The 22,164-nt window shown below is 68.8% G+C and carries 22 protein-coding genes; 11 read left to right on the forward strand and 11 right to left on the reverse strand.

What is annotated here, in order from left to right:
* Window positions 1-2: 2 nt before the first annotated feature.
* Together galE and IM25_RS15755 are read right to left on the reverse strand one after the other, a co-directional pair.
* Window positions 3-995 (reverse strand): UDP-glucose 4-epimerase GalE, encoded by a 993-nt coding sequence (gene galE / locus IM25_RS15750; RefSeq protein WP_175427942.1) that lies wholly within the window; start codon window positions 993-995, stop codon window positions 3-5.
* A gap of 45 nt (window positions 996-1,040) precedes the next feature.
* A complete protein-coding gene (locus tag IM25_RS15755) occupies window positions 1,041-1,727 on the reverse strand; it encodes a metal-dependent transcriptional regulator (RefSeq protein WP_033096553.1) in 687 nt (228 codons plus the stop codon).
* A gap of 104 nt (window positions 1,728-1,831) precedes the next feature.
* Here IM25_RS15755 and IM25_RS15760 point away from each other — a divergent pair, with 104 nt between their 5' ends.
* A complete protein-coding gene (locus IM25_RS15760; RefSeq protein ID WP_006551331.1) occupies window positions 1,832-3,103 on the forward strand; it encodes an acetoin utilization protein AcuC in 1,272 nt (423 codons plus the stop codon).
* 106 nt (window positions 3,104-3,209) lie between these two features.
* Window positions 3,210-5,864, forward strand: a complete 2,655-nt coding sequence (locus IM25_RS15765; protein ID WP_051424908.1) for a bifunctional acetate--CoA ligase family protein/GNAT family N-acetyltransferase — start codon at window positions 3,210-3,212, stop codon at window positions 5,862-5,864.
* 105 nt (window positions 5,865-5,969) lie between these two features.
* On the opposite strand, the gene IM25_RS15770 is transcribed toward IM25_RS15765, so the two are convergent.
* From IM25_RS15770 to IM25_RS15780, 3 genes are all read right to left on the reverse strand, one after another.
* Window positions 5,970-6,932, reverse strand: coding sequence for a sigma-70 family RNA polymerase sigma factor (locus IM25_RS15770; protein ID WP_006551332.1), 963 nt, complete (start codon window positions 6,930-6,932; stop codon window positions 5,970-5,972).
* Window positions 6,933-7,100: 168 nt separating this feature from the next.
* Entirely contained in the window at window positions 7,101-8,579 is a 1,479-nt protein-coding gene (locus tag IM25_RS15775) for a DUF7782 domain-containing protein (protein WP_033096554.1), read from the reverse strand.
* Between the two features lie 37 nt (window positions 8,580-8,616).
* Window positions 8,617-8,976, reverse strand: coding sequence for a DUF3099 domain-containing protein (locus tag IM25_RS15780; RefSeq protein WP_006551334.1), 360 nt, complete (start codon window positions 8,974-8,976; stop codon window positions 8,617-8,619).
* Between the two features lie 73 nt (window positions 8,977-9,049).
* Between IM25_RS15780 and IM25_RS15785 the strand changes: the two genes are divergently transcribed.
* On the forward strand, window positions 9,050-9,286 hold the full coding sequence (locus tag IM25_RS15785; protein WP_006551335.1) for a DUF3039 domain-containing protein: 237 nt from the start codon (window positions 9,050-9,052) through the stop codon (window positions 9,284-9,286).
* On the opposite strand, the gene IM25_RS15790 is transcribed toward IM25_RS15785, so the two are convergent.
* The gene (locus tag IM25_RS15790; RefSeq protein ID WP_033096555.1) at window positions 9,259-10,596 is read right to left on the reverse strand and encodes a YihY/virulence factor BrkB family protein; all 1,338 of its coding nucleotides are present in this window, start codon (window positions 10,594-10,596) and stop codon (window positions 9,259-9,261) included. The genes IM25_RS15785 and IM25_RS15790 overlap by 28 nt on opposite strands.
* A gap of 211 nt (window positions 10,597-10,807) precedes the next feature.
* Between IM25_RS15790 and IM25_RS15795 the strand changes: the two genes are divergently transcribed.
* A complete protein-coding gene (locus IM25_RS15795; RefSeq protein WP_024100707.1) occupies window positions 10,808-12,535 on the forward strand; it encodes a DEAD/DEAH box helicase in 1,728 nt (575 codons plus the stop codon).
* A gap of 75 nt (window positions 12,536-12,610) precedes the next feature.
* On the opposite strand, the gene IM25_RS15800 is transcribed toward IM25_RS15795, so the two are convergent.
* Complete coding sequence (locus IM25_RS15800) at window positions 12,611-12,805, reverse strand: DUF7455 domain-containing protein (protein ID WP_006551338.1); 195 nt, start codon at window positions 12,803-12,805, stop codon at window positions 12,611-12,613.
* 258 nt (window positions 12,806-13,063) lie between these two features.
* Here IM25_RS15800 and IM25_RS15805 point away from each other — a divergent pair, with 258 nt between their 5' ends.
* From IM25_RS15805 to IM25_RS15815, 3 genes are read left to right on the forward strand one after another with little or no spacing between them, the layout of a single operon-like run.
* Complete coding sequence (locus IM25_RS15805; protein WP_006551339.1) at window positions 13,064-13,444, forward strand: DUF952 domain-containing protein; 381 nt, start codon at window positions 13,064-13,066, stop codon at window positions 13,442-13,444.
* A gap of 10 nt (window positions 13,445-13,454) precedes the next feature.
* Window positions 13,455-13,937, forward strand: a complete 483-nt coding sequence (locus IM25_RS15810; protein WP_065996165.1) for a cation:proton antiporter regulatory subunit — start codon at window positions 13,455-13,457, stop codon at window positions 13,935-13,937.
* A gap of 9 nt (window positions 13,938-13,946) precedes the next feature.
* The gene (locus IM25_RS15815) at window positions 13,947-15,161 is read left to right on the forward strand and encodes a cation:proton antiporter (RefSeq protein ID WP_019289208.1); all 1,215 of its coding nucleotides are present in this window, start codon (window positions 13,947-13,949) and stop codon (window positions 15,159-15,161) included.
* Window positions 15,162-15,259: 98 nt separating this feature from the next.
* Here IM25_RS15815 and IM25_RS15820 read toward each other — a convergent pair whose 3' ends face one another.
* Window positions 15,260-16,633 (reverse strand): RNA polymerase sigma factor, encoded by a 1,374-nt coding sequence (locus IM25_RS15820; protein ID WP_019289209.1) that lies wholly within the window; start codon window positions 16,631-16,633, stop codon window positions 15,260-15,262.
* Window positions 16,634-16,767: 134 nt separating this feature from the next.
* On the reverse strand, window positions 16,768-17,553 hold the full coding sequence (gene ppgK / locus IM25_RS15825; RefSeq protein ID WP_033096556.1) for a polyphosphate--glucose phosphotransferase: 786 nt from the start codon (window positions 17,551-17,553) through the stop codon (window positions 16,768-16,770).
* A 99-nt stretch (window positions 17,554-17,652) separates the two neighbouring features.
* Between ppgK and IM25_RS15830 the strand changes: the two genes are divergently transcribed.
* A complete protein-coding gene (locus IM25_RS15830) occupies window positions 17,653-18,546 on the forward strand; it encodes an inositol monophosphatase family protein (RefSeq protein ID WP_052039984.1) in 894 nt (297 codons plus the stop codon).
* 86 nt (window positions 18,547-18,632) lie between these two features.
* On the opposite strand, the gene cei is transcribed toward IM25_RS15830, so the two are convergent.
* Window positions 18,633-19,316, reverse strand: coding sequence for an envelope integrity protein Cei (gene cei, locus IM25_RS15835; protein WP_006551345.1), 684 nt, complete (start codon window positions 19,314-19,316; stop codon window positions 18,633-18,635).
* A gap of 361 nt (window positions 19,317-19,677) precedes the next feature.
* On the opposite strand from cei, the gene IM25_RS15840 reads away from it, so the two are divergent.
* Entirely contained in the window at window positions 19,678-19,980 is a 303-nt protein-coding gene (locus IM25_RS15840) for a DUF4193 domain-containing protein (RefSeq protein WP_006551346.1), read from the forward strand.
* A gap of 169 nt (window positions 19,981-20,149) precedes the next feature.
* Here IM25_RS15840 and IM25_RS15845 read toward each other — a convergent pair whose 3' ends face one another.
* Window positions 20,150-20,602 carry a DUF3093 domain-containing protein gene (locus tag IM25_RS15845; protein WP_006551347.1) on the reverse strand — a complete coding sequence of 151 codons (453 nt, stop codon included), beginning with the start codon at window positions 20,600-20,602 and terminating at the stop codon, window positions 20,150-20,152.
* Window positions 20,603-20,728: 126 nt separating this feature from the next.
* Here IM25_RS15845 and dut point away from each other — a divergent pair, with 126 nt between their 5' ends.
* Window positions 20,729-21,199, forward strand: coding sequence for a dUTP diphosphatase (gene dut / locus IM25_RS15850; RefSeq protein WP_006551348.1), 471 nt, complete (start codon window positions 20,729-20,731; stop codon window positions 21,197-21,199).
* A 1-nt stretch (window position 21,200) separates the two neighbouring features.
* Entirely contained in the window at window positions 21,201-22,154 is a 954-nt protein-coding gene (locus tag IM25_RS15855) for a DUF3710 domain-containing protein (protein ID WP_065996166.1), read from the forward strand.
* Window positions 22,155-22,164: the final 10 nt, after the last annotated feature.

A 22,164-nucleotide genomic window follows, 5' to 3' on the forward strand; every position in this document is an offset into this window, starting at 1 on the left:
GATCAGCGTCGAGCAGCGTGCAGCCGGTCGCCGAGAGACCGGGTGAACTCCCACGCATCGGAGACGATCTCGTCGAGATCGGTGTGCTGGGGGTTCCACCCGAGCTCGGAGATCGCGCGGCTGCTCGAGGCGATGAGCACGGCCGGATCACCGGCACGGCGCGGCGCGTCGACCGCTGCGATCGGCAGGCCCGTGACTCGCTCGCACGCCGAGATGACCTCGCGGACGGTGAAGCCCTCTCCGCTGCCGAGGTTGTAGATGCCGTGGCGGCCGGGTTCGGACTTCGTCAGTGCCAGTACGTGGGCGTCGGCGAGATCCTTGACGTGGATGTAGTCGCGCACCGCGGTGCCGTCCTTGGTCGGCCAGTCGGTGCCGAAGACCGAGATGTGATCGCGCACACCGAGAGCGACCTGCAGCACGAGTGGGATCAGATGCGTCTCGACGACCCGGTTCTCCCCGGCGCCGCCGTAGGCGCCCGCGACGTTGAAGTACCGCAGACTCGTCGCCGCGAGACCGTGAGCGTGCGCGTACGAGGAGATCGCATGATCGATGGCGAGCTTCGACGCACCGTACGGGTTGGTCGGCCGGGTGGGCGCGTCCTCGGTGATCGGCACGCTGTCGGGTTCGCCGTAGGTCGCGGCGGTGGAGGAGAACACCAACCGTGGGGTACCCGAGCGGCGGACGGCCTCGAGCAGGGCCAGGGTGGTCACCACGTTGCCTTGCCAGTACTTCTCGGGGAACTCCACCGACTCGCCGACGAGGGACTGTGCACCGAAGTGGAGGACGCCGTCGAAACGGGATCCGGAGAGCAGTTCGTCGGCGACGGCCGCGATGTCGCCCTCGACGAACTCGGCACCGGTGGGCACCGCTTCGGCGTTCCCGGTGGACAGGTCGTCGACGACCACGACGTCGTGGCCCTGCTCGAGCAACACGGTCGTGCACACGCTGCCCACATAGCCGGCGCCGCCGGTCACCAGAAGTCTCACGCTGGACATCCCCTTTTCGCACGCCCGTACCGGACATGCGAAAAGGGGCCTGGGTCAGACCTGCTTCACCTGCACGGCGTGGGCCATCTCGTCGGAAAGCTCGAAGCTGTCGTGACCGGCCACGGTGATGGACACCGAGCCCGGTCGCGTCTCGACTGTAACCCGCGCGTCCGGGACCACACCGGCCTCACGCAGTCGCGCGATGACCTCGGGGTCGGACTGGACGTACTCCGCGAGCCGGCGTACCACGACCGCGGTCGGCTTGCCGTGCGGGATGTCCGTCAACCGCACCAGCTTCTCGTCGAGGACCGCCGTGCGGTCGAGGCCGAGCTGGGCCAGTCCTGGAATGGGGTTGCCGTAGGGGGAGGTGGTCGGGTTGTTGAGCACCTCCACGAGACGGCGCTCGATCTCCTCGCTCATCACGTGTTCCCAGCGGCAGGCCTCGGCGTGCACGTTCTCCCAGTCGAGACCGATCACGTCCACGAGAAGCCGTTCCGCGAGCCGGTGCTTGCGCATGACCGAGACCGCGAGATCGCGGCCCTTCTCGGTGAGCTGCAGGTGGCGGTCGCCGGCGACCCGGAGCAGGCCGTCGCGTTCCATGCGGGCCACGGTCTGGCTGACCGTCGGTCCGCTCTGTTCGAGGCGCTCGGCGATACGCGCGCGCAGCGGCACCACGCCTTCCTCTTCCAAGTCGTAGATGGTCCGGAGATACATCTCCGTTGTATCGACCAGGTCCTTCACTCTCACACCCCTTCGTCTGGGCCGATTCTAACCGTGCGAACAGGACGGTGGGGGCGCCCTCCGAGGCTCGCATGTCCGTGGGTGGACCAGTAGCGTCTGTGTCCATGACCACGAGCTCCACCGCGGCGGGCGGTACGACACAGCTGAGCGGCGATCGGATAGTGGTGTGGAGCCCCGACTACCTCGACTACCGGTGGGGTCCGACACATCCGATGAACCCCACGCGTCTCGATCTCACGATGGCGCTGTCCCGCAGTCTCGGTCTCCTCGAAGGCGTCGAGACGGTCCGCCCGTCCCCTGCGGACGACACCGATCTGCTGCGCATCCACACCTCGTCCTACGTCGACGCGGTCAAGCGCGCGGGTTCCGCTCCGGAGGGAGCGGCACCCCCGGCCGACGCACCCCACGGTCTCGGCACCGAGGACAACCCGATCTTCCCCCGTATGCACGAGGCCAGCGCGACGCTCGCCGGGGGAACCCTCGCGGCCGCACGCGAGATCGCGAGCGGCCGGGCCCGCCGTGCGGTGAGCATCGGGGGCGGCATGCACCACGCGATGGCCGACTGGGCCGCCGGGTTCTGCGTCTACAACGACGCCGCCATCGCGATCTCGTGGCTGCTCGACCACGGCTACGACCGCATCGCCTACATCGACGTCGACGCCCACCACGGCGACGGTGTGCAGCACGCATTCCTCGGCGATCCCCGCGTCCTGACCATCTCCCTGCACCAGCATCCCGCGACGCTGTGGCCCAACACCGGGTGGTCCAGCGAGGTCGGTTCGGGTCCGGCCGAGGGCACCGCGATCAATCTGCCGGTACTGCCGGGCACCGTGGACGCGTTGTGGTTGCGCGCCTTCCATGCCGTCGTGCCGGGCGCGGTCGCGGCGTTCCGCCCCCAGATACTCATCAGTCAGTGCGGTGCCGACAGCCACCGCGAGGACCCTCTGGCCGATCTCTCCCTGACCGTCGACGGCCAGCGCGCGTCGTATCTCGCGATGCGCGATCTCGCCGACCGCTACTGCGAGGGTCGCTGGCTCGCCGTGGGCGGCGGCGGTTACGGCCTCGTGCGGGTGGTGCCGCGCGCGTGGACCCACCTGATCGCCGCGGCGCTGGACCGCGAGATCGACCTGAGCACCCCGGTTCCGGCGGACTGGAGCGAGCGCGTCGGCGCTCTCGCCCCGAGCGTCGAACTGCCCACGGTCATGGGGGAGGGCTCCGACGTCTCGTACCTGCCGTGGGACGGTCCCGGTGGCACACCGGAAACGGGGATCGCGTCCCTGGACCGCGCACTGACCCGCATCGATTCGGCGATCATCGCCACGAGGCGGGCGGCCTTCCCGCTGCTCGGCCTGGACCCGGAGGACCCCCGTGACTGACCGGCAGAATCCCTCGGCGGCACCGGACTCCGCGTCTGCGACGGGCGCGGCCCCCGCGCAGGGTGCCGGGACGACAGGGGAGACCGACCCCGCGCGCGAGGCGGCGCTGGCGCGCGCCCGCGACTATCCGCGGCACTGGGTCGCCGACGTGCTGGCCTCGGACGGCGGTGTCGTACACCTGCGGCCGATCGTCCCCGAGGACGCTGACGCGATCGTCGCCTTTCACAGCAAACTGTCCGAACGCACCCGCTATCTGCGGTACTTCGGTCCGTACCCGACGATCTCGAAGAAGGACCTGTTCAACTTCACGGTCGTCGACCACAAGTCCCGGGTGGCGTTCGTCGCGGTGCTCGGCGACGAGATCATCGCCGTCGGGCGGTACGAGGGACTCTCGCACGAGGGCGACGGTCTCTCCGCCGAGGTGGCCTTCACCGTCGCCGACGCTCACCAGGGACGCGGTCTCGGTCCGATCCTGCTCGAACATCTCGCCGGCGCGGCCGCCGAGAACGGACTGCACACCTTCGTCGCCGAGGTCCTCGCCGAGAACCGGCACATGATCACGGTCTTCCGGGAAGCCGGCTACCAGGTCAGCCGCAGCTTCGAAGGGGGAGTCGTCCGGCTCGAGTTCGCGATCGACCCCACCGAAGCCCTCGTCTCGGTCCGCAACGCCCGCGAACGCGCCGCCGAGGCGCGCAGCGTGCGCAACATCCTCGGTCCCGGCAGTGTCGCCGTCATCGGTGCCTCCACCGACAGCCGCAAGGTGGGCAACGCCGTGCTGGTGAACATGCTGCGCAGCGGGTTCACCGGGCCGGTCTACCCGGTCAACGCCGAACACCGGTCCGTCCGAGGTGTCCGCGCCTACCCGACCGTCCGCGACATCCCCGATGAGATCGATCTCGCGGTCGCCGCCGTCCCCGCCGAATCGATCGACTCGGTGCTCGACGACTGTCTCGCGAAGGGTGTCAAGGCCCTGCTCGTCGTCTCGTCCGGTTTCGGCGAGACCGGACCGGAGGGTCGCGACGCCGAGCGGCGGCTCACGCTGGCCGCGCGGTCGCACGGTATGCGACTCATCGGGCCGAATGCTCTCGGTGTCGCCAACAACGATCCCGCCATCCGACTCAACGCGACCCTCGCGCCCGTGCTCCCGGCGTCCGGCAACGTCGGTTTCTTCTGCCAGTCCGGCGCCCTCGGTATCGCGATCCTCGACGAGGCCGCCAAGACGGGTGTCGGACTGTCGTCCTTCGTCTCGGCCGGCAACCGCGCCGACCTGTCCGGCAACGACCTGCTGCAGTACTGGGACACCGATCCTGCCACCGAAGTGGTGCTGCTGTATCTGGAGAGTTTCGGCAACCCGCGCAAGTTCTCGCGCATCGCGCGGCGGGTGGCGCGCAGCAAACCGATCGTCGCCGTCAAGAGCGGCCGCCACGCGGTGCCGCCGGCGCTCGCCGCCCGGACGGGGGAGATGGACGACACCATCGTGCGATACCTGTTCGAGCAGGCCGGTGTCGTCCAGGTCGAGTCCATCGGCCAGCTCTTCGACTCGGCCCTGCTGTTCGGTTACCAGCCGCTGCCCGCGGGTCCCCGCGTCGCCGTGGTCGGCAACTCCACCGCCCTGGGTCTGCTCGCCGTCGACGCCGCCCGCGGCCAGGGTCTGCAGGCACCGGACGCGGTGGATCTCGGCGCGCAGGCGTCGCCCGAGGAATTCGCCGAAGCCGTCGCCCGGGCGCTCGACTCACCCGATGTCGACTCGGTGATCGCGGTCTTCGTCCCGCCGGTCGCCGTCGACGTCCAGCCCTACGCGCAGGCCCTGCGCGACGCCGTCGCCGGGTCGGAGAAGCCGGTGGTCACGACCTTCCTGGCGACCGAGGGTATCCCCGACGTCCTGGCCGTGCGCGGACCGGACGGAAACCCGACCCGCGGATCCGTGCCGTCCTATCCCGGTCCGGAACGAGCGGCGCTCGCACTGGGGCGGGCGTGGCGGTACGCGAAATGGCGCAGTCGTCCGCCCTCGCAGGTCGTGCGACCGGCGGGCATCGATCCCGAGCGCGCCCGTGCGCTCGTGGACGGCTGGCTCGAGACGACTCCCGAGGGTCGCTACCTGTCGGATACCGAGGCGGCCCTGCTGCTGTCCTGCTACGGAGTCGAGGTCGCGGACTTCCGCGCCGTCACCACCGAGGAGGAGGCGGTCGCGGCGGCGGACGAGATCGGCTTCCCCGTGGCGGTCAAGGCCACCGGTGCGCAGTGGCGGCACCGGCCCGATCTGACCGGGGTCCGGCTCGATCTCGTCGACGCCGATTCGGTACGGATCGCCTATTGCGACCTGGCCGCGGTGTCGGGGGAGCCGTTGATGCACGTGCAGCGGATGGCCCACAAGGGCATCGGTTGCGCGATCCGTGTGCAGGACGACCCGTCGTTCGGTTCGCTCATCTCGTTCGGTCTCGCCGGTGTGATCTCCGACCTGCTCGGCGACCGCGCCTACCGGGTTCTTCCGCTCACGGAGGACGAGGCGGTCGAGTTGATCGACGCGCCGAAGGCGGCGCCGTTGCTCTCGGGCTATCGCAATGCCGCACCGGTGAACAAGCCGGCACTCGTCGACTTCGTCCAGAGGATCTCGGCGCTCGCCGACGACCTGCCCGAGGTGCGCGAACTGGTGTGCGAACCGGTCCTGGCCTCGGTGGTGGGAGCCGAACTCACCGACGCGCACGTGCGGATCGGGCCCGAACCGCACCCGCTCGACCTCGGACCGCGCCGTCTGCGCTGACGGCAGTCCGGCGGCCGAACACCTGACGGAGAAGGCACCCGAACGGCAACGATCCCCGAGAACCCAGCCCGGTTCTCGGGGATCGGATACCGCTGACGCGCCCGGTCAGCTGGCGTAGGCGCGAAGGCGCTCGGCGCGGTCTCCTTCGCGGAGCTTGACCATCACTTCGCGTTCGATCTGCCGGACACGTTCACGGGACAGCCCGAAGAGCTTGCCGATCTGATCGAGGGTGCGGGGCTGGCCGTCGTCGAGGCCGTAGCGCAGCCGGATGACCTGCTGTTCGCGCTCGTCGAGCGTCGCGAGGACGCTGCGGACGTCGCTGTGCAGGAGTCCGGCGATGACGGCGGTCTCGGCGGACGTCGCCTCGGCGTCCTCGATGAAGTCGCCCAGCGGGGCCTCCTCGTCGTTGCCGACGGGCATGTCGAGGCTCACCGGGTCGCGGCTGTGGTCGAGCAGGTCGGCGATCTTCTCGACGGGGATACCCGACTCGTTGGCGAGTTCCTCGTCGGTCGCCTCGCGGCCGAGCTGCTGGTGCAGCTCACGCTTGATGCGGGCGAGCTTGTTGACCTGTTCGACGAGGTGGACGGGGAGCCGGATCGTGCGGCTCTGGTCGGCCATTCCGCGGGTGATGGCCTGACGGATCCACCACGTCGCGTAGGTCGAGAACTTGAAGCCCTTCGCGTAGTCGAACTTCTCCATTGCGCGGATCAGGCCGAGGTTGCCCTCCTGGATGAGGTCCAGCAGGGGCATACCGCGTCCGGTGTAACGCTTCGCCAGCGAGACGACGAGGCGCAGGTTCGCCTCGAGCAGGTGGCTGCGAGCGGCCTGTCCTTCGCGGACGATGATCGCGAGGTCGCGCTTCTTCGCCGCCGACAGACGCTTCTTCGTCTCGAGCAGGTGCTTGGCATACAGGCCGGCCTCGATCCTCTTGGCCAATTCCACCTCGTCGGCTGCGGTGAGCAGAGCGGTCCGTCCGATGCCGTTCAGGTAGACGCGAACGAGATCGGCTGCGGGGCTCTGACCGTCCAGGTCGGAATCGAAGCGAGCGGTGGTTTCGGGGCGTGCCATGACGTGCCTCCTCATCGGTGGTGTCTCACAGGGTTCAACGACCGGCGAAGCGGTGGAGTTCCCGTCGGTCTCGGAGTACCACCGCGCTGACCTGCACTAACCCGATGAGCTCCTGAGAAGTTGCTGAGAGAACCGAATCGTGGAACCTCAGGAACGCCCCGGAGGGGGTCAGACGGGCTCGATCAGCCCGTGCCGCACCAAGCCGTGCACGAGGCCCACCGATCGCGTGAGGAGGTCGTCCTCGTCCTCGCCGTGCGCGGCCGCGAGCAGCGACACGAGATCCCCGAGCGGAAGACCGTCGGCGCGCATGCCGCCGAGCAAGGCGGCCGCGAGGTCGTCCACCTCGTGCTGCCAGGCCGGACCGCCACCGCGATGCACCCGCACGACCACCTGGTCCCACCCGTCCTCGCCGGGCAGGTGCACCCGCTCGAGGGCCGTGTCGGGCCGCACCGCGAAACGGGCGTCGAGCACCTCGTGCGTACGCAGCCAGTCGAGGCGCCGGAAGTAGTCGATCGCCTCGTCACCCAGCGCGTCGGTGAACGCGTGCCGCAGGTCCTCGGCCATCACATCGGACGGCAGGTCGGTGCGGCGCAGGTAGACGAACCCGAACCCGACGCCCTCGACGCCCTGCTCCTCGAAGTGGTCGAGCCACTGCTCGGCGCGCACCGCGACCTCCGGCTCGCATTGATCGGCGTCACCGTCTCGCAGCCACGTCCCGACGTAGAGGGCCGGATCGGCGACATCGCGCTGCACGATCCAGGCGTCGACGCCGTGTGACGGCAGCCACGATGCGACGCGGGTCCGCCAGTCCTCGCCCTCGACGTGCACCCAGGACGCGAGCATCGCGGCGGTGCCGCCGGGATTCAGGTGTTCGGCGACCTGCGAGATCATGAGCCGGCTGGCGCCGTCGAGATCGAGACCGGAATCGCGGTAGCTGTGCTCGACACGTCCGGCGCTCACCACGAACGGTGGATTCGCGACGATGCGGTCGAAGGTCCGGCCGGCGACCGGCTCGAACCACGACCCCTCGAGAAGATCGATGTCGATCTCGTTCAACGCGGCGCTCGCGGCGGCCAGTGTCAAGCAGCGGGGGTTGATGTCGGTCGCGGTGACCTCGTCCGCGTGGTCCGCGGCGCAGATCGCCTGCACCCCGCAACCGGTGCCGAGATCGAGCACCGAACCGACCCGATCGGTCGGGGTGGCCTGCAGCAGCGACAGGGAGGCCTGACCGACGCCGAGGACGTGATCGGGGCGGGTCGGGACGGGCCGGATCGAGCCGTCGAGATCGGACAGCACCCAGCGGCTGCCGGTCCCGGCGTCGAGGGGCCGCAGGTCGAGAGCGGCCCGCACGCCGTCGCCGTCGCGTTCGACGAGTCCCGCCTGCACGGCCTGCTCCGTCGTCACCGGAGCGAGAGCCTGCGCGACCTCGTCCTCGGGGCAGGTGTCCTGGAGGAGGAACAGCCGCACGAGCACGCCGAGATCGCCCGCACCGCGCGCGATGCGCCGAGCAGGGACGGGTTCGCTACGCCCGAGGGCGGCGTGCGCCTCGGGGCCGAGCAGTTCCCGGACGGTGTCGAGGTCGTAGCGGCACCGGATCAATGCGGTGCGCAGAGCCGGGCAGAGAGACAGGAGAAGGTCGCGGTCCACCACGACATTCTCGCAAGCGTCCCGTGCGGGGTCCCTGTCAGCCGTCGATCACATGGTGGCGGGACGACTCGATCGCCGGGGCATCGTCGAAGCGGCCGTCCCAGCGGCTCGGTTCGTCCTTGCGGCGCGGCGGCCGGTCGTTGGCGATGAGGACGGCGATCCACGGCAGCGGGATCGACACCCCGATGATCGCCATCGAGATCCAGGGATTGGCCCATACGCCGTACGCGATCGCCGCCAGCAGCAGGGCGGGGATGCGGACCGACATGATGGTGAGGTACTTGCGAACCCGTGCTCGGTGCTGATCCTCGAGCGACGCCTCCGCCGCGGTGATCAGAACCGGGTTGTCGGGCGATCCGTTCTCGGGGGATCCGCCGAAACCGTGAGTTCTCGCCATGTCTTCCACCTTCCCACGCCGGGCCGTCGCACGCACATACACATCCGGCCCTTCCGTGCGGCATCATGGACACGTGAGCACGGATATCAAGGAACGGCCGGATACCACCACCGACGAAACGACCGACGACGACACCCCGAAGTTCTTCCACTACGTGAAGAAGAACAAGATCGCCGAGAGTGCGGTCATGGGTACCCATGTGGTCGCGCTGTGCGGTGAGGTCTTTCCGGTGACCCGGTCGCCGAAGCCCGGCTCGCCGGTGTGCCCCGAATGCAAGAAAGTCTACGACGGTTTGCGCAAGGGCGACTGAGACACCTGGTGGAATACCTCGTCGTCCGCCGCGGCGTCGGGTGATTCCGGCGACGGTCTTGCTGCCGGCGAAGACGGTGATACTGCCTCCACCGTCAACAGTTCGGTCTGGGCCGGGGGAACTCCGGATCCCCCGGCCTTGTCGTCGTGCGAGGCAGTGTCGTCGTGGGGAGCAGTGTCGTCGTGGGGGGCAGGCCGATCGTCCGGCGCCGCATCCGACTCGACGGGTTTCCCGTCGATCGGCCACGACTCGGGTTGGCGATCCCCGGGCCGGATCAGGTCCGACAGCCGGATGGTCGTGGAGCTCGTCAACCGGCGGGTGAGGTTCGTCACCGGTCCGCTGTCGGGCGACGGATCACGGGCCGACTGCTCCGCGAGCCAGATCCGCCACTGCTCCAGACGCGTGGCGCGCGCCGGCCAGAACTGTTGCACCGTGGCGTTGAACTCCGCTCCGAGGACCACGGCGAACCCCAGGAAGAACGTGAACAACAGGAACGCGATCGGGGCGGCGAGCGCACCGTAGGTGTAGCCCGTGGCCGCGACCCACGTCAGGTACCACCGCAGGATCACGCTCGACGCGAGGAAGAACACCCCGGCCAGAACCGCGCCACCGAGCAGTCGGTGCCACGGCAGTGACTTCGGCAGCGCCACCTTGTACAGGGTCGTCAGACCGATCAGCAGGAGCAGACCCACCGCGGGGAAGTAGAAGGTGTCGATGATCCGTGAGCCGACATCGAACCAGGCGTCGGGCAGCAACCGGCCGATCAGAGTGGGTCCGAGCGCGACGAGCGGCATCGTGAACACCGCCAGGATCAGGAAGATCACGTAGAGGAGCAGCCCGAAGATCCGCTGCCACACCGGGTGGCGATGGTCCTGCTGGTGGTGCGCTTCGACGATCGAATCCACGAACGTCGAGATCGCCGACGATCCTGCCCACAGCGACAACACGAAGCCCAACGACATCACGTCGGCGCGACCCCGACGGAGGACGTCCTCGACCGTGGGTTCGATGATCTGGTCGACCACGCTGTCGCTGAAGACCGAGCGGAGGAAGGTGACGGTCTTCGACGTGATGATCTCCACCGTGTCGGGACCGAACCAGCCACCGACGTAACCGAGACTGCCGAGCAGACCGAGCAACAGGGGCGGCAGTGAGAGGGTCTGCCAGAAGGCCGCGGTCGCCGCCTTGCTGAAGATCGAGTGGTCCCAGGCCGACGACAGGGTGTGCGTCACGACCTTCCAGCCCTTTCCGACCGCGCGGCGAACGCGGCCGGAGGGTGCCTGTGCGGGGGATCGTGGTGTGTCGTTCATCTACTTCCAGAATTCCTGAAGACACGCTCGCGTGCGCGCACAGGCAGGTGAGGGCCTCTCGAATTCTGCCACGCAGTCCTCGGAGACCCCGCCGACGCCGCGGCTTCGGCGGGGTCGCGGGCTCCGAGACGATAGGCTGCATGACGGTCGGCGCCCGGACGAGTGCGGTGGCACCGACCCGAGCGAAGCGGACAAGGAGCACGAGAAACCGGTGAGCACCGAAACCGTCGGACAAGCTACGACCTCCGCCCCTGTGGCCCAGCTACGTGCCTGGCAGCGCCGCGCCCTCACCAAGTACCTCGCGACGAAGCCGCGCGACTTCCTCGCCGTCGCGACCCCCGGCGCCGGTAAGACGACCTTCGCCCTCCGGGTGGCGTCGGAGCTGCTGCGCGACCGGACGGTCGACCAGATCACGGTGGTCGCCCCCACGGAGCACCTCAAGCACCAGTGGGCGGGTGCCGCGGCCCGCATCGGCATCGCGCTCGACTCGAACTTCACGAATTCCACCGGGCAGACATCGAGCGACTACCAGGGCGTCGTGGTCACCTACGCGCAGATCGCCTCGCACCCGTTCAAGCACCGTGTGCGCACGGAGGCGCGTCGCACCCTGGTGATCCTCGACGAGATCCACCACGGTGGCGACGCGAAGAGCTGGGGTGAGGGCATTCTCGAGGCGTTCGGGGACGCGACCCGCCGTCTGGCACTGACCGGTACGCCCTTCCGCAGCGACGACAGTGCGATCCCGTTCGTGAGCTACGAACCGAACGAGGACGGTCTGCTGCAGTCCAAGGCCGACCACGCCTACGGCTACGCCGACGCACTCGCCGACGGCGTCGTGCGCCCCGTCGTATTCCTCGCGTACTCGGGCGAGGCGCGCTGGCGCACGAGTGCGGGGGAGGAGTTCACCGCGCGACTGGGAGAGCCTCTCAGCGCCGAGCAGACGGCCCGGGCGTGGCGGACGGCCCTCGATCCCCAAGGCGACTGGATTCCTGCGGTGCTGGGGGCGGCGAACACCCGTCTGCAGCAGCTGCGTGCCGGCGGCATGCCGGACGCCGGTGGGCTCGTCATCGCCACCGACCAGACCACCGCGCGTGCGTACGCGAAGATCCTCGAGTCGATCACCGGCGAGATGCCGACCGTGGTGCTCTCGGACGATCCCACCGCCTCCGACCGCATCTCGCAGTTCAGCGAGGGCAACCAGAGGTGGATGGTCGCCGTGCGCATGGTGTCCGAGGGCGTCGACGTCCCGCGACTGGCGGTGGGTGTGTACGCGACCAGCGCCTCGACCCCGTTGTTCTTCGCGCAGGCCATCGGCCGCTTCGTGCGGTCGCGCCGCAAGGGGGAGACGGCCAGTGTCTTCCTGCCGTCCGTGCCGGTGCTGCTCGAGCTCGCCAGCCAGCTCGAGGCCCAGCGCGACCACGTCCTCGGCAAGCCGCACCGGGTCAAGGAGGGCTTCGACGACGAGCTGCTCGCCGACGCGAACCGGCGCAAGGACGAGCCCGGCGAGGACGAGAAGGCCTACCACTCGCTCGGGGCGGACGCCGAACTCGATCAGGTCATCTACGACGGATCCTCTTTCGGCACCGCGACATTCGCGGGTTCCGACGAGGAGGCCGATTATCTGGGGCTCCCGGGTCTGCTCGACGCGGAACAGATGCGGGCGCTGCTGCGTCAGCGTCAGGAACAGCAGCTGAACAAGCCGAAGGCCGAACCGGCACCCACGCCGCCGCCCCAGGTGACCGAGCGTGTCGAGACCGCCGACACCCTCGCCCAGCTCCGTCGCGAACTCAATTCGCTCGTCGCGGTCGTGCACCACCGGACCAGGAAGCCGCACGGGGTGATCCACGGCGAACTGCGTCGCCAGTGCGGTGGTCCGCCGACGGCGATGGCGACCGCCGAGCAACTGCGCGACCGGATCGCGATCCTGCGCAGTTGGTGACGACGAGAACGGGCGACCACCTCGAGGGGGTCGCCCGTTCGGTCGGGTCTCGGAACCGTGGTTCCGGACGGCGGATCACACGGTGGCGTCGGACTCGCTCACGATCGTCGCTCCGAGTTCACGGAGGCGGTCGGTGTGCTCGTTCGCGTGGTGCCCGCAGAACAACAGTTCTCCGCCGGTAGGAAGGACGGCGCGGACACGAGCGGCGGCATTGCACCGATCGCAGCGATCTGCAGCGGTCAATTTCGGGCTGGTCAACGTACCGGGCATGACTCCTCCAAACTGGCCACCGCTCATATCGGGTGCCGGGGTCTGGTCCGCCGCACCGGCCGGCGCGGTGGATCTACTCTGACAGACGATTCGTATTCACGTGTTGTTCCCCTGGATGCCCAATGGTGGCGTGTTTCACGCATCGAACAGCGAAAATGCTTCGACATGGCCGTTTTCCGCACGGTGTGTTCGCTCACAGCGCAGAGCCCGAGGGGGCCGGAAACGCCCCGGACGGGCTGTCCGACGCACAATGACGCCATGACCGAGACCCTGCTGCACATCATCTCCCGCGACGACTGGGACCACTTCCGACCCCTCGGGGCGGTCGTGCCGGACTCCCTCGGGACCCAGGGTTTCGTCCACCTGTCGACCCCGCACCAGGTGCACCTGCCCGCCGACCGGTTGTACGCAGGCCGCACGGACCTCCTCCTGCTGCGCGTCGACCCGACGCGCCTCGTCGACCCGCTCCGTTTCGAACCCGGCGTACCGGAGGACCCGGAGTCGATGCGCTTTCCGCACCTCTACGGGCCCCTGCCCGTCGACGTCGTTGTGGAGGTGACGCCCTACCTGCCGGGACCGGACGGTCGGTTCCCGCCCCTCGACCGGGAGCGAGCGGATGCCGTCGGTCCGGAGGACTAGTCTTTCGACCATGATCGTCGACGTGACGCCGCTTCCCGGGATCGGTGTACGCAAGGACTTCGAACTGGCCTCCGGGCGCCGCATCGGGGTGATCACCCATCGGGACGGTCACAGCGACCTCATCATCTCGAAGGCGGGCGACCCCGACGCGTGTGCGGCCTCCCTGCCTCTCACCGTCGAGGAGGCGGCGACGCTCAGCAATCTGCTCGGTGCCCCACAGCTCGTCGCCCAGTTGCGTGAGGACCACCGCGACCTGCCCGGAATCCTCCCCCGCCAGCTCCACATCCACGAGGATTCGCGGTTCGACGGAGCGGTACTGGGCGACACCGCGTTGCGCACCCGCACCGGTGTGTCCGTCGTGGCCGTGATGCGTGCCGGTCAGGTCATGCCGTCCCCGACACCCGACTTCGTTCTCACGGGTGGGGACATCCTGGTGACGGTCGGAACGGCCGACGGTCTCGACGCGGCCGCCAGGATCCTGCGCAACGGCTGATCCCGCAGAATGGACACGACGACACTCGCACTCATCGAACTGGGTGCGGTGTTCTTCGGACTCGGCGTCCTCGGACGGCTCGCGGCGCGGATCGGCATGTCGCCGATCCCGTTCTATCTGATCGGCGGCCTGTGCTTCGGCAATGGTGGCTTCATCCAGCTCGGCGATATCGGGGCGTTCAGTCACATCGCCAGCGAGATCGGCGTGGTCCTGCTGCTGTTGCTGCTCGGTCTCGAGTACACCGCGAACGAGTTGATCAGCGGCCTGCGACGCTCCCGGATGGCAGGCCTGCTCGACCTCGCCCTGAACGCGGTGCCGGGAGCCGCCATCGCGCTGATCCTGGGTCTCGGACCCATCGGCGCCTTCGTGCTTGCGGGTGTCACCTACATCTCGTCGTCCGGGATCGTGGCGAAGGTCCTCGCCGATCTGGGGCGCCTCGGCAACCGCGAGACACCGGTCGTCCTGTCGATCCTCGTCTTCGAGGATCTCGCGATGGCCGTCTACCTCCCGATCCTCACTGCGATCCTGGCGGGCGTGAGTCTGCTCGGCGGCCTCGAAGCCGTCGCGATCTCACTCGGTCTCGTCACCGTGGTGTTGGTGCTGGTGGTGCGATACGGGCGCTACGTCTCGGTCGTGCTCGACAGCCCCGATCGGGAAACGCTGTTGCTCAAGCTGCTCGGCGCAGCGCTGCTGGTGGCGGGGATCGCGTCGGCCCTGCAGGTGTCCGCGGCCGTGGGCGCCTTCCTGCTGGGCATCGCCATCTCCGGTTCGACGGCACACAACGCGGTCCGGGTCCTCGAACCGCTCCGCGACCTGTTCGCCGCCATCTTCTTCGTCTTCTTCGGGCTGAACACCGATCCGACGGCGATACCGCCGGTGCTCGGCTGGGCGATCCTGCTGGCCGTGCTGACCGCGCTGACGAAGCTCGTCACCGGATGGATCGCGGCGGCCCGTCACGGTATCGCCGTGATGGGCCGGGCGCGCGCCGGCGCGGCACTCATCGCCCGGGGAGAGTTTTCCATCGTGATCGCCGGGCTGGCCGTCGCCTCCGGACACGTCGACAGTCGCCTCGCGGCGATCGCTTCGGCATACGTGATGATCACCGCCGTGCTCGGTCCGGTGGCCGCGCGGGTCGTCGAACCGGTGATGCGGTTCGCATCCACACGACTCCCCGGAGGTGACGAGCGACAGCGCCTTCCCGGAGACGAACCGGAGCTTCTCTAGCCGCCCCTTCTCCAGCGGCCTTCTTCTGCTGACCCCGGGGTCCGGAACGAAGAACGAGGGCCACCCGATCGGATGGCCCTCGTTCTTCGTGACGGATGTCAGTCGAGGTAGTCGCGCAGCACCTGCGACCGCGACGGGTGGCGCAGCTTCGACATGGTCTTCGACTCGATCTGACGGATGCGCTCGCGTGTCACGCCGTAGACCTGACCGATCTCGTCGAGGGTACGCGGCTGGCCGTCGGTGAGGCCGAAGCGCAGACGCACGACGCCCGCTTCACGCTCGGACAGGGTCTCGAGCACCGACTGCAGCTGATCCTGCAGCAGGGTGAAGGAGACGGCGTCGACGGCCACGACGGCCTCGGAGTCCTCGATGAAGTCGCCGAGCTGGCTGTCGCCCTCGTCGCCGATCGTCTGGTCGAGGGAGATGGGCTCACGCGCGTACTGCTGGATCTCCAGCACCTTCTCCGGCGTGATGTCCATTTCCTTGGCGAGCTCCTCGGGCGTGGGCTCGCGGCCCAGATCCTGGAGCAACTCGCGCTGGATACGACCGAGCTTGTTGATGACCTCGACCATGTGCACCGGGATACGGATGGTGCGGGCCTGGTCGGCCATGGCACGGGTGATGGCCTGACGGATCCACCAGGTCGCGTAGGTGGAGAACTTGTAACCCTTGGTGTAGTCGAACTTCTCGACCGCGCGGATCAGACCGAGGTTGCCTTCCTGGATCAGGTCCAGGAACGCCATGCCGCGGCCGGTGTAGCGCTTGGCGAGCGAGACGACGAGACGGAGGTTCGCCTCGAGCAGGTGGTTCTTGGCCCGGTTGCCGTCGCGGCAGATCCAGTTCAGATCGCGGCGCTGCGCGACGGGGAGCTTCTCGCCCTTCGCCGCCAGCTGCTGCAGCATGTGGGTCGCGTACAGACCGGCCTCGATGCGCTTGGCGAGCTCGACTTCCTCCTCGGCGTTGAGGAGGGCGACCTTGCCGATCTGCTTGAGGTAGGCGCGCACGGAGTCGGCCGAGGCGGTGAGCTCGGCGTCCTTGCGTGCCTGACGCAGCGCCTCGGACTCCTCCTCGTCCCAGACGAAGTCGCCCGAGGCCTTGTCCTTCTCGCTGGGCTCGTCGTCCTCGACCACCACATCCTCGGCGCCGGCGAGATCACCCTCCGAGACCTCGAGGTCTGCGAGGTCCGCTTCCTCGGTGGCGTCGAAGTCCTCGTCGCCCGAACCCGCAGCCTTCGTGGCCTTCTTTGCTGCCTTCTTCGCGGTGGTCTTCTTGGCGGCTGCCTTCTTCGCAGGAGCCTTCCTGGCGGCCGCCTTCTTCGCGGGGGCCTTCTTCGCAGCGGTCTTCTTCGCCGGCGGCTTGGCGCCGGGAGCGGTGCCCTCCGCGGAGTCCGCAGCGCCTGCGACGCTCGAAGCGTCCGCAACGGGTGCCGATTCGTTGGCGGAATCAGCGGTGTGGATGTCGGTGGCTGCCACGTACGCCCTTTCGTGACGAGGTAGTGCGGCGTCGCGCCAGAGTGATTCCGGCGGAGAGGTCTGTCGGGATGAGGGCCGGTTCCGGCCTGCTGGGGACCATTGTAACGATCCCTCGGGCGGCCGATGCGCCGGACTCAGGGAGTGACACCTGTTTTCGCAGCATAAGCAGCCCCTACGATTCCCGCCGCGTTGCGCAGTTCGGCGGGGACCACCGGGGTGCGGTTGGTCAGGAGCGGGATCCACTTCTCGTGCTTGCGGCTGATGCCGCCGCCCGCGATGAACAGGTCGGGCCAGAGCAGATCCTCGAAGCGGGCGAGGACGCGCGAGACCTCCTTGGCCCACTGCTTGTACGACAGGTCGTTGCGCTCCTTGACCGACGAGGCGGCGCGGTGCTCGGCCTCTTTGCCGTCGACCTCCATGTGCCCGAACTCGGTGTTGGGCAGCAGTACACCGTTGTGCAGCACGGCCGAACCGATCCCGGTGCCGAAGGTCAGGAGGATCACCACGCCGGCGGTGTCCTTGGCGGCACCGAAGCGGTCTTCGGCGATTCCCGCGGCGTCCGCGTCGTTGAGCACCGAGACGTCCCGGCCGCCGAGCACCCGCGAGAAGAGGGATCCGGCGTCGGTCCCGATCCACGACTTGTCGATGTTGGCGGCGGTGCGGGCGACACCTCCGGTGACCACGCTCGGCAGGGTCACGCCGACGGGACCCGTCCAGCCGGCTTGTTCGACGATCTGCGCCACCGTCTTCGCCACGGCCTCGGGAGTGGACGGTTGCGGAGTGAGGATCTTGATGCGGTCGCCGACCAAGCGGCCCGTGTCGAGATCCACCACGGCACCCTTGACGCCACTTCCCCCGATGTCGACTCCGAATCCGTGGTTGACGGGAGTCGCTCGGTCCGTGGGGACGTCCTGTGCCATTGCGTACTTCCTCTCGCTGGGTGGGGCCGGCTGCTCCGCTCGTGGAAACGATAGTGCCCGGTGTCACCGGGTGCGGGGTCGGTGGCGAAACCGTCGGCACTGTGTTCGGATCGGTTCGTGCACGCACAGAGAACAATCCCCGAATCCGAGTTGTCCGCGCTGAGGGATGTGGCGGTGACCGTCGCCCGTGAGGCCGCGTCCTACGTCCGTGTACGCCGGGTCGAGCTGTTCGGTCCTCCGGGCTCGGGGGAGGCCGCCAGTGTGGGGACGAAATCGACGGTGACCGATCCCGTCACCGCCGCCGACACCGAGAGTGAGGAACTCATCCGGCGTCGGCTCACGGAACTGCGGCCGGGCGACGCCTTCCTCGGCGAGGAGACCGGGGCCGACGGCGGGACGGCGGCTGCCGCGAGCGGAGTCGTCTGGGTGGTCGATCCCATCGACGGCACCGTCAACTTCGTCTACGGACTCCCCGCCTCGGCGGTCTCGGTGGCCGCGCGGGTCGACGGACGCTCGGTGGCCGGTGCCGTCGTCGACATCGCCTCGGAGGAGACGTTCTCGGCGGCAGAGGGTCTCGGTGCCCATCTGGACGTCGACGGCACGCGGGTGCCGTTGCGATGCAATCCCGTGACGGATCCGCGACTGGCGCTCGTGGCGACCGGCTTCTCGTACTCGCCGGCACGACGCGCACGTCAGGGTGAGCTGGTGGCAGCGCTGCTACCGAGGGTGCGCGACATCCGGCGTGTCGGAGCGGCCGCCCTGGACCTGTGCATGGTCGCGGCCGGCAGGGTCGACGCCCACTACGAACACGGACTCGGTCCCTGGGACTGGGCGGCGGGGGCGCTCGTCGCTGCGGAAGCCGGTGCGGTGGTGCGTGTCCCGAGCGGCACCGGGGACGACGGGGAACTCACGGTCGCGGCCGCGCCGGGGATCGCGGCCGATTTCGAAACTCTGCTCGCCGAAATCGGAGCGCTCGACGCAATTCCGAATTGACCGTTTCGTCACATCATGAATTGTGGTTCGTCACCTTTTACCGCAACAGTGACGAAAAACAGGATGCACGGTCTGTGAAAAGAGATTCAGCACCGGGCATTGCGTGCGGCCGTGAGTAGATCGAGGTCGAGCGGAGCCGTCTCCTCGCCTGCCGGGACCTCGCGTAGTGCCCGCAGGACCTCTTCGGCATCCGCCCCGGGGGAGATGTCCCGGAAGTAGGTTCCCAGCGCGAGGTCGACGGTGTCGTCCTCGCGTGTGTCCTGCACCAACTCGGCGCACGGGGCGAGCAACCACACCGAGGACGCAGCAGCGCGCCCGGCCTCGCCGAAGCGGATCTGCCCCTGGCACTGCATGTTCTGGTCGACGTAGACCGGATCGTTGCCGGCCTGCACGTCGGGCGGGCTCGAGAAACCGTAATCGCTCAGCTGAGCGGCCACGTGCGTGGCCTGGCCGCGTTCGCCGTTGGCGTTGTAGACGCGCACCCGGGTGGCCGTCAGGGGAGCGGGTTCGACCTCGAGCAGCGTCGACCGGTCCACGACCTCGCCGAGCGGAGCCGGTTGCGGGCCTTCGGGGTCGGTGGCCTCGGTCGGGGGAGCGTTGCACGCCACGGTGGTCGTGACGGGCTCGGACGAGGTGAACACGGAGGACCACACGACGATCGTGCCTGCGGCGAGGACGGCACCCGCCACGGCGGCCGGGACCACCCGGCGCCGACGGAACGGGCGGCCGCGGTCATCGGTTGCGCTTCCTTCGGTGATCAGGGAAACCACGCGGCCCTGCCTCTCGTGTCATGCCGTGTTCGTCGCACTCACTGTAGAGGTCGCGGACGTGGTCGGTGGAACCGCCGACCCGAGGAAATGTCACGAGTCGTTGTGTTGTTGATGACGATTGCCAGACAATTCCCGGCGTTTCCACGCATCGATTGCATATTCGTGCGTGAGGTCGGCTATTGTTCGGCGGCCGAACCGTCCAAGAATGGGCGGTGCGGCGCGAAAACAGAGTCAATTCGGGTATGCCACAGCAATGGCACACCCGTCGGGAACTCCAACGGACGGCCGTGCGTTGCCCTGGCCGGGAGCACCGTCCGTGTCCCGGCCGGCTACCGGTACGAGTACTAGAAGGTAAGAGGAAATGGCGACTGACTACGACGCACCCCGGCGGACCGACAGCGACGATGTGTCGGAGGATTCACTCGAGGAACTGAAGGCCCGGCGCAACGAGGCCCAGTCCGCTGTGGTGGACGTCGACGAATCGGACACCGCCGAGTCCTTCGAGCTGCCCGGGGCGGATCTGTCCGGCGAAGAGCTGTCGGTGCGTGTCGTCCCGAAGCAGGCCGACGAATTCACCTGCTCGAGCTGTTTCCTGGTGCATCACCGGAGCAGACTCGCGAGTGAGGAGAACGGTGTCATGATCTGCCGGGACTGCGCAGCGTGAGGACATAGGGCAGCGTGAGGACATAGGTGCGAAACGAGGCCGGGTGACGACGATGCGCCGTGGTCACCCGCGTCTCCCTCCTGCGTGCCCCGGCGCCGCGGCAGCCTCTGCTGTTCCCGGCATCCGGGGCCGTGTCGTATCCGGGGACCCGGTGCCCGTTCGAACAGCCCTACTTGCGGGTCGGATCGTCCTTGCGGCCCGACTCGTCGCAACCCAGCGCCGCGAGCAGTTCGGCAGGCCGCCGCGTGCTCACCAGCCAGTAGGGTGTCGGATCCTCCGGGTCGTCGAGCACGACGAGCGCCATGGTCCGCACCCAGGGACGGTGCTGGACGAACGCCGCCGGATCGAGCTGGCGGCCCATCGCGGCGCTCTTGGCCGACGCCGGAACCACCACACCCCGCGAGATCACGTCGACGGGCAGATGTGCGCGACCGACGACGAGTTCGCCGTCGACCACCTCGACCCGGCTGCGTGAGAGCCAGGTCAGGACCCAGATCGGGACCGGGAGCAGAAGGACGTAGGGAAGCCACGCGTACATCCCCGGGGCACCCATGTGCAGCTCGGCCGCGAGCAGGGCGGCCACACCGAGCCCGATCGGCCACCACCACCACGGCACCCACATCCGCTCCGAGAAGGTCGGAGCGTCGGCCGTCGGAGGTGTAGTCGGTGAGGTGCGCGAGGAACGGGACACACCGTAAGGATAGTCGCCTCGGCGGAGCGACCCGGCACGCGAGTAGTCTCGGACGACGTGACCGATCTTCCCCCGATACCGCTGCGCCGGCTCGATCCGGAGCTCCCCGTGCCCACTCGTGCCCACCCCGGTGACGCCGGTGTGGACCTGTGCACGTCGGTCGACGTGACCCTCGGCCCGGGGGAGCGGGCGCTCGTCGGCACCGGCATCGCCGTCGCGCTGCCCGTGGGCACGGTCGGCCTGATCCACCCGCGTTCGGGCCTCGCCGCCAAGTTCGGTCTGTCCGTCGTGAACACTCCCGGGACGGTCGACGCGGGCTACCGTGGAGAGATCAAGGTGTGTCTGATCAACCACGACACCGAGCGCGCCGTCGAACTCCGCCGAGGCGACCGCATCGCGCAGCTGCTCGTCCAGCGTGTCGAACTCGTCGAATTCGTCGAAGTGGACGAGCTCGACGACACGGCGCGGGGCAGCGGCGGATACGGATCGAGCGGCGGGCACGCCGGCCTCGTGAAGGAGGGGTCCTGACATGTTCGGACGACGCCGCAAGGACCGCGGGTCGAACATCGAGGCGACCGACGCCGCTTCCGCCGGCGACCTCGGCGCGTACGACGAGCCCGCCGACGAGGAGTACGACGAGTACGCCACCGGAAGTGCGGCCGATTCCGGCCCGTACGACATCGACGAGGTCGACGAGGTCGACGAGGAGACGGTGACCGCCTCCCGTCTCGACCTCGGATCCGTGCTCGTACCGCTGCCGGCCGGTGGTCAGATCCAGGTCGAGATGGCTCCGAACGGGACGCCGCAGAACGTCCATCTCGTGACCCAGTTCGGGCGCATCACGGTCTCCGCGTACGCCGCACCGAAGTCGCCGGGACAGTGGCGTGAGGTCGCCGCCGAGCTCGCGGAGACGCTGCGCAACGACAAGGCCGAGGTCAGCATCGAATCGGGGCCGTGGGGTCGCGAACTGCACGGCAGGACCGCGAACGCGGATCTCCGGTTCATCGGTGTCGACGGCTTCCGCTGGATGATCCGCTGCGTCGTCGCGGCGCCCTCGGGGAACGCCGGAGCCGACTCCGAACTCGTCGGGATCGCACGGTCGGTGATCTCCGGCACCGTCGTCCGCCGCGGATCCGAACCCCATCCGGTTCGTACACCGCTGCCGATCGTGTTGCCCGAGGCACTCACCCGCCAGCTCGTCGCGGCGCAGGAGCAGCAACAGCAGGCCGCCGCGCAGCAGCAACAGCAGGCCGCCGCGCAGCAGCAACAGCAGGCCGCCGCGCAGCAGCAACAGCAGGCCGCCGCGCAGCAGCAACAGCAGGCCGCCGCGCAGCAGCAACAGGGCGCAGCTCCGGCGCAGCCCGCTCCGCGGACGGCCCCGCCGGAACAGCCCGCCCAGCAGACGCAGCAGGTCCCGCCCGCCCGGCAGACGCCGCCGCGCCGCGGCGAATCCGGTTCGGCGATGCAGCAACTCGGCTTCTGAGGCCGGTACC

It is taken from the genome of Rhodococcus sp. p52 (assembly GCF_000763325.2).
Lineage (GTDB): Bacteria > Actinomycetota > Actinomycetes > Mycobacteriales > Mycobacteriaceae > Rhodococcus > Rhodococcus pyridinivorans.

Bases quoted from the DNA above. Each gene is read 5' to 3' on its own strand.
- IM25_RS15840 (WP_006551346.1), top strand. From the start codon at position 19,678: ATGGCGACTGACTACGACGCACCCCGGCGGACCGACAGCGACGATGTG.
- IM25_RS15845 (WP_006551347.1), bottom strand. From the start codon at position 20,602: ATGTGGGTGCCGTGGTGGTGGTGGCCGATCGGGCTCGGTGTGGCCGCC.
- IM25_RS15780 (WP_006551334.1), bottom strand. From the start codon at position 8,976: ATGGCGAGAACTCACGGTTTCGGCGGATCCCCCGAGAACGGATCGCCC.
- IM25_RS15790 (WP_033096555.1), bottom strand. From the start codon at position 10,596: ATGAACGACACACCACGATCCCCCGCACAGGCACCCTCCGGCCGCGTT.
- IM25_RS15800 (WP_006551338.1), bottom strand. From the start codon at position 12,805: ATGCCCGGTACGTTGACCAGCCCGAAATTGACCGCTGCAGATCGCTGC.
- ppgK (WP_033096556.1), bottom strand. From the start codon at position 17,553: ATGGCACAGGACGTCCCCACGGACCGAGCGACTCCCGTCAACCACGGA.
- IM25_RS15855 (WP_065996166.1), top strand. From the start codon at position 21,201: ATGTTCGGACGACGCCGCAAGGACCGCGGGTCGAACATCGAGGCGACC.
- galE (WP_175427942.1), bottom strand. From the start codon at position 995: ATGTCCAGCGTGAGACTTCTGGTGACCGGCGGCGCCGGCTATGTGGGC.
- IM25_RS15805 (WP_006551339.1), top strand. From the start codon at position 13,064: ATGACCGAGACCCTGCTGCACATCATCTCCCGCGACGACTGGGACCAC.
- IM25_RS15815 (WP_019289208.1), top strand. From the start codon at position 13,947: ATGGACACGACGACACTCGCACTCATCGAACTGGGTGCGGTGTTCTTC.
- IM25_RS15760 (WP_006551331.1), top strand. From the start codon at position 1,832: ATGACCACGAGCTCCACCGCGGCGGGCGGTACGACACAGCTGAGCGGC.
- IM25_RS15770 (WP_006551332.1), bottom strand. From the start codon at position 6,932: ATGGCACGCCCCGAAACCACCGCTCGCTTCGATTCCGACCTGGACGGT.
- IM25_RS15810 (WP_065996165.1), top strand. From the start codon at position 13,455: ATGATCGTCGACGTGACGCCGCTTCCCGGGATCGGTGTACGCAAGGAC.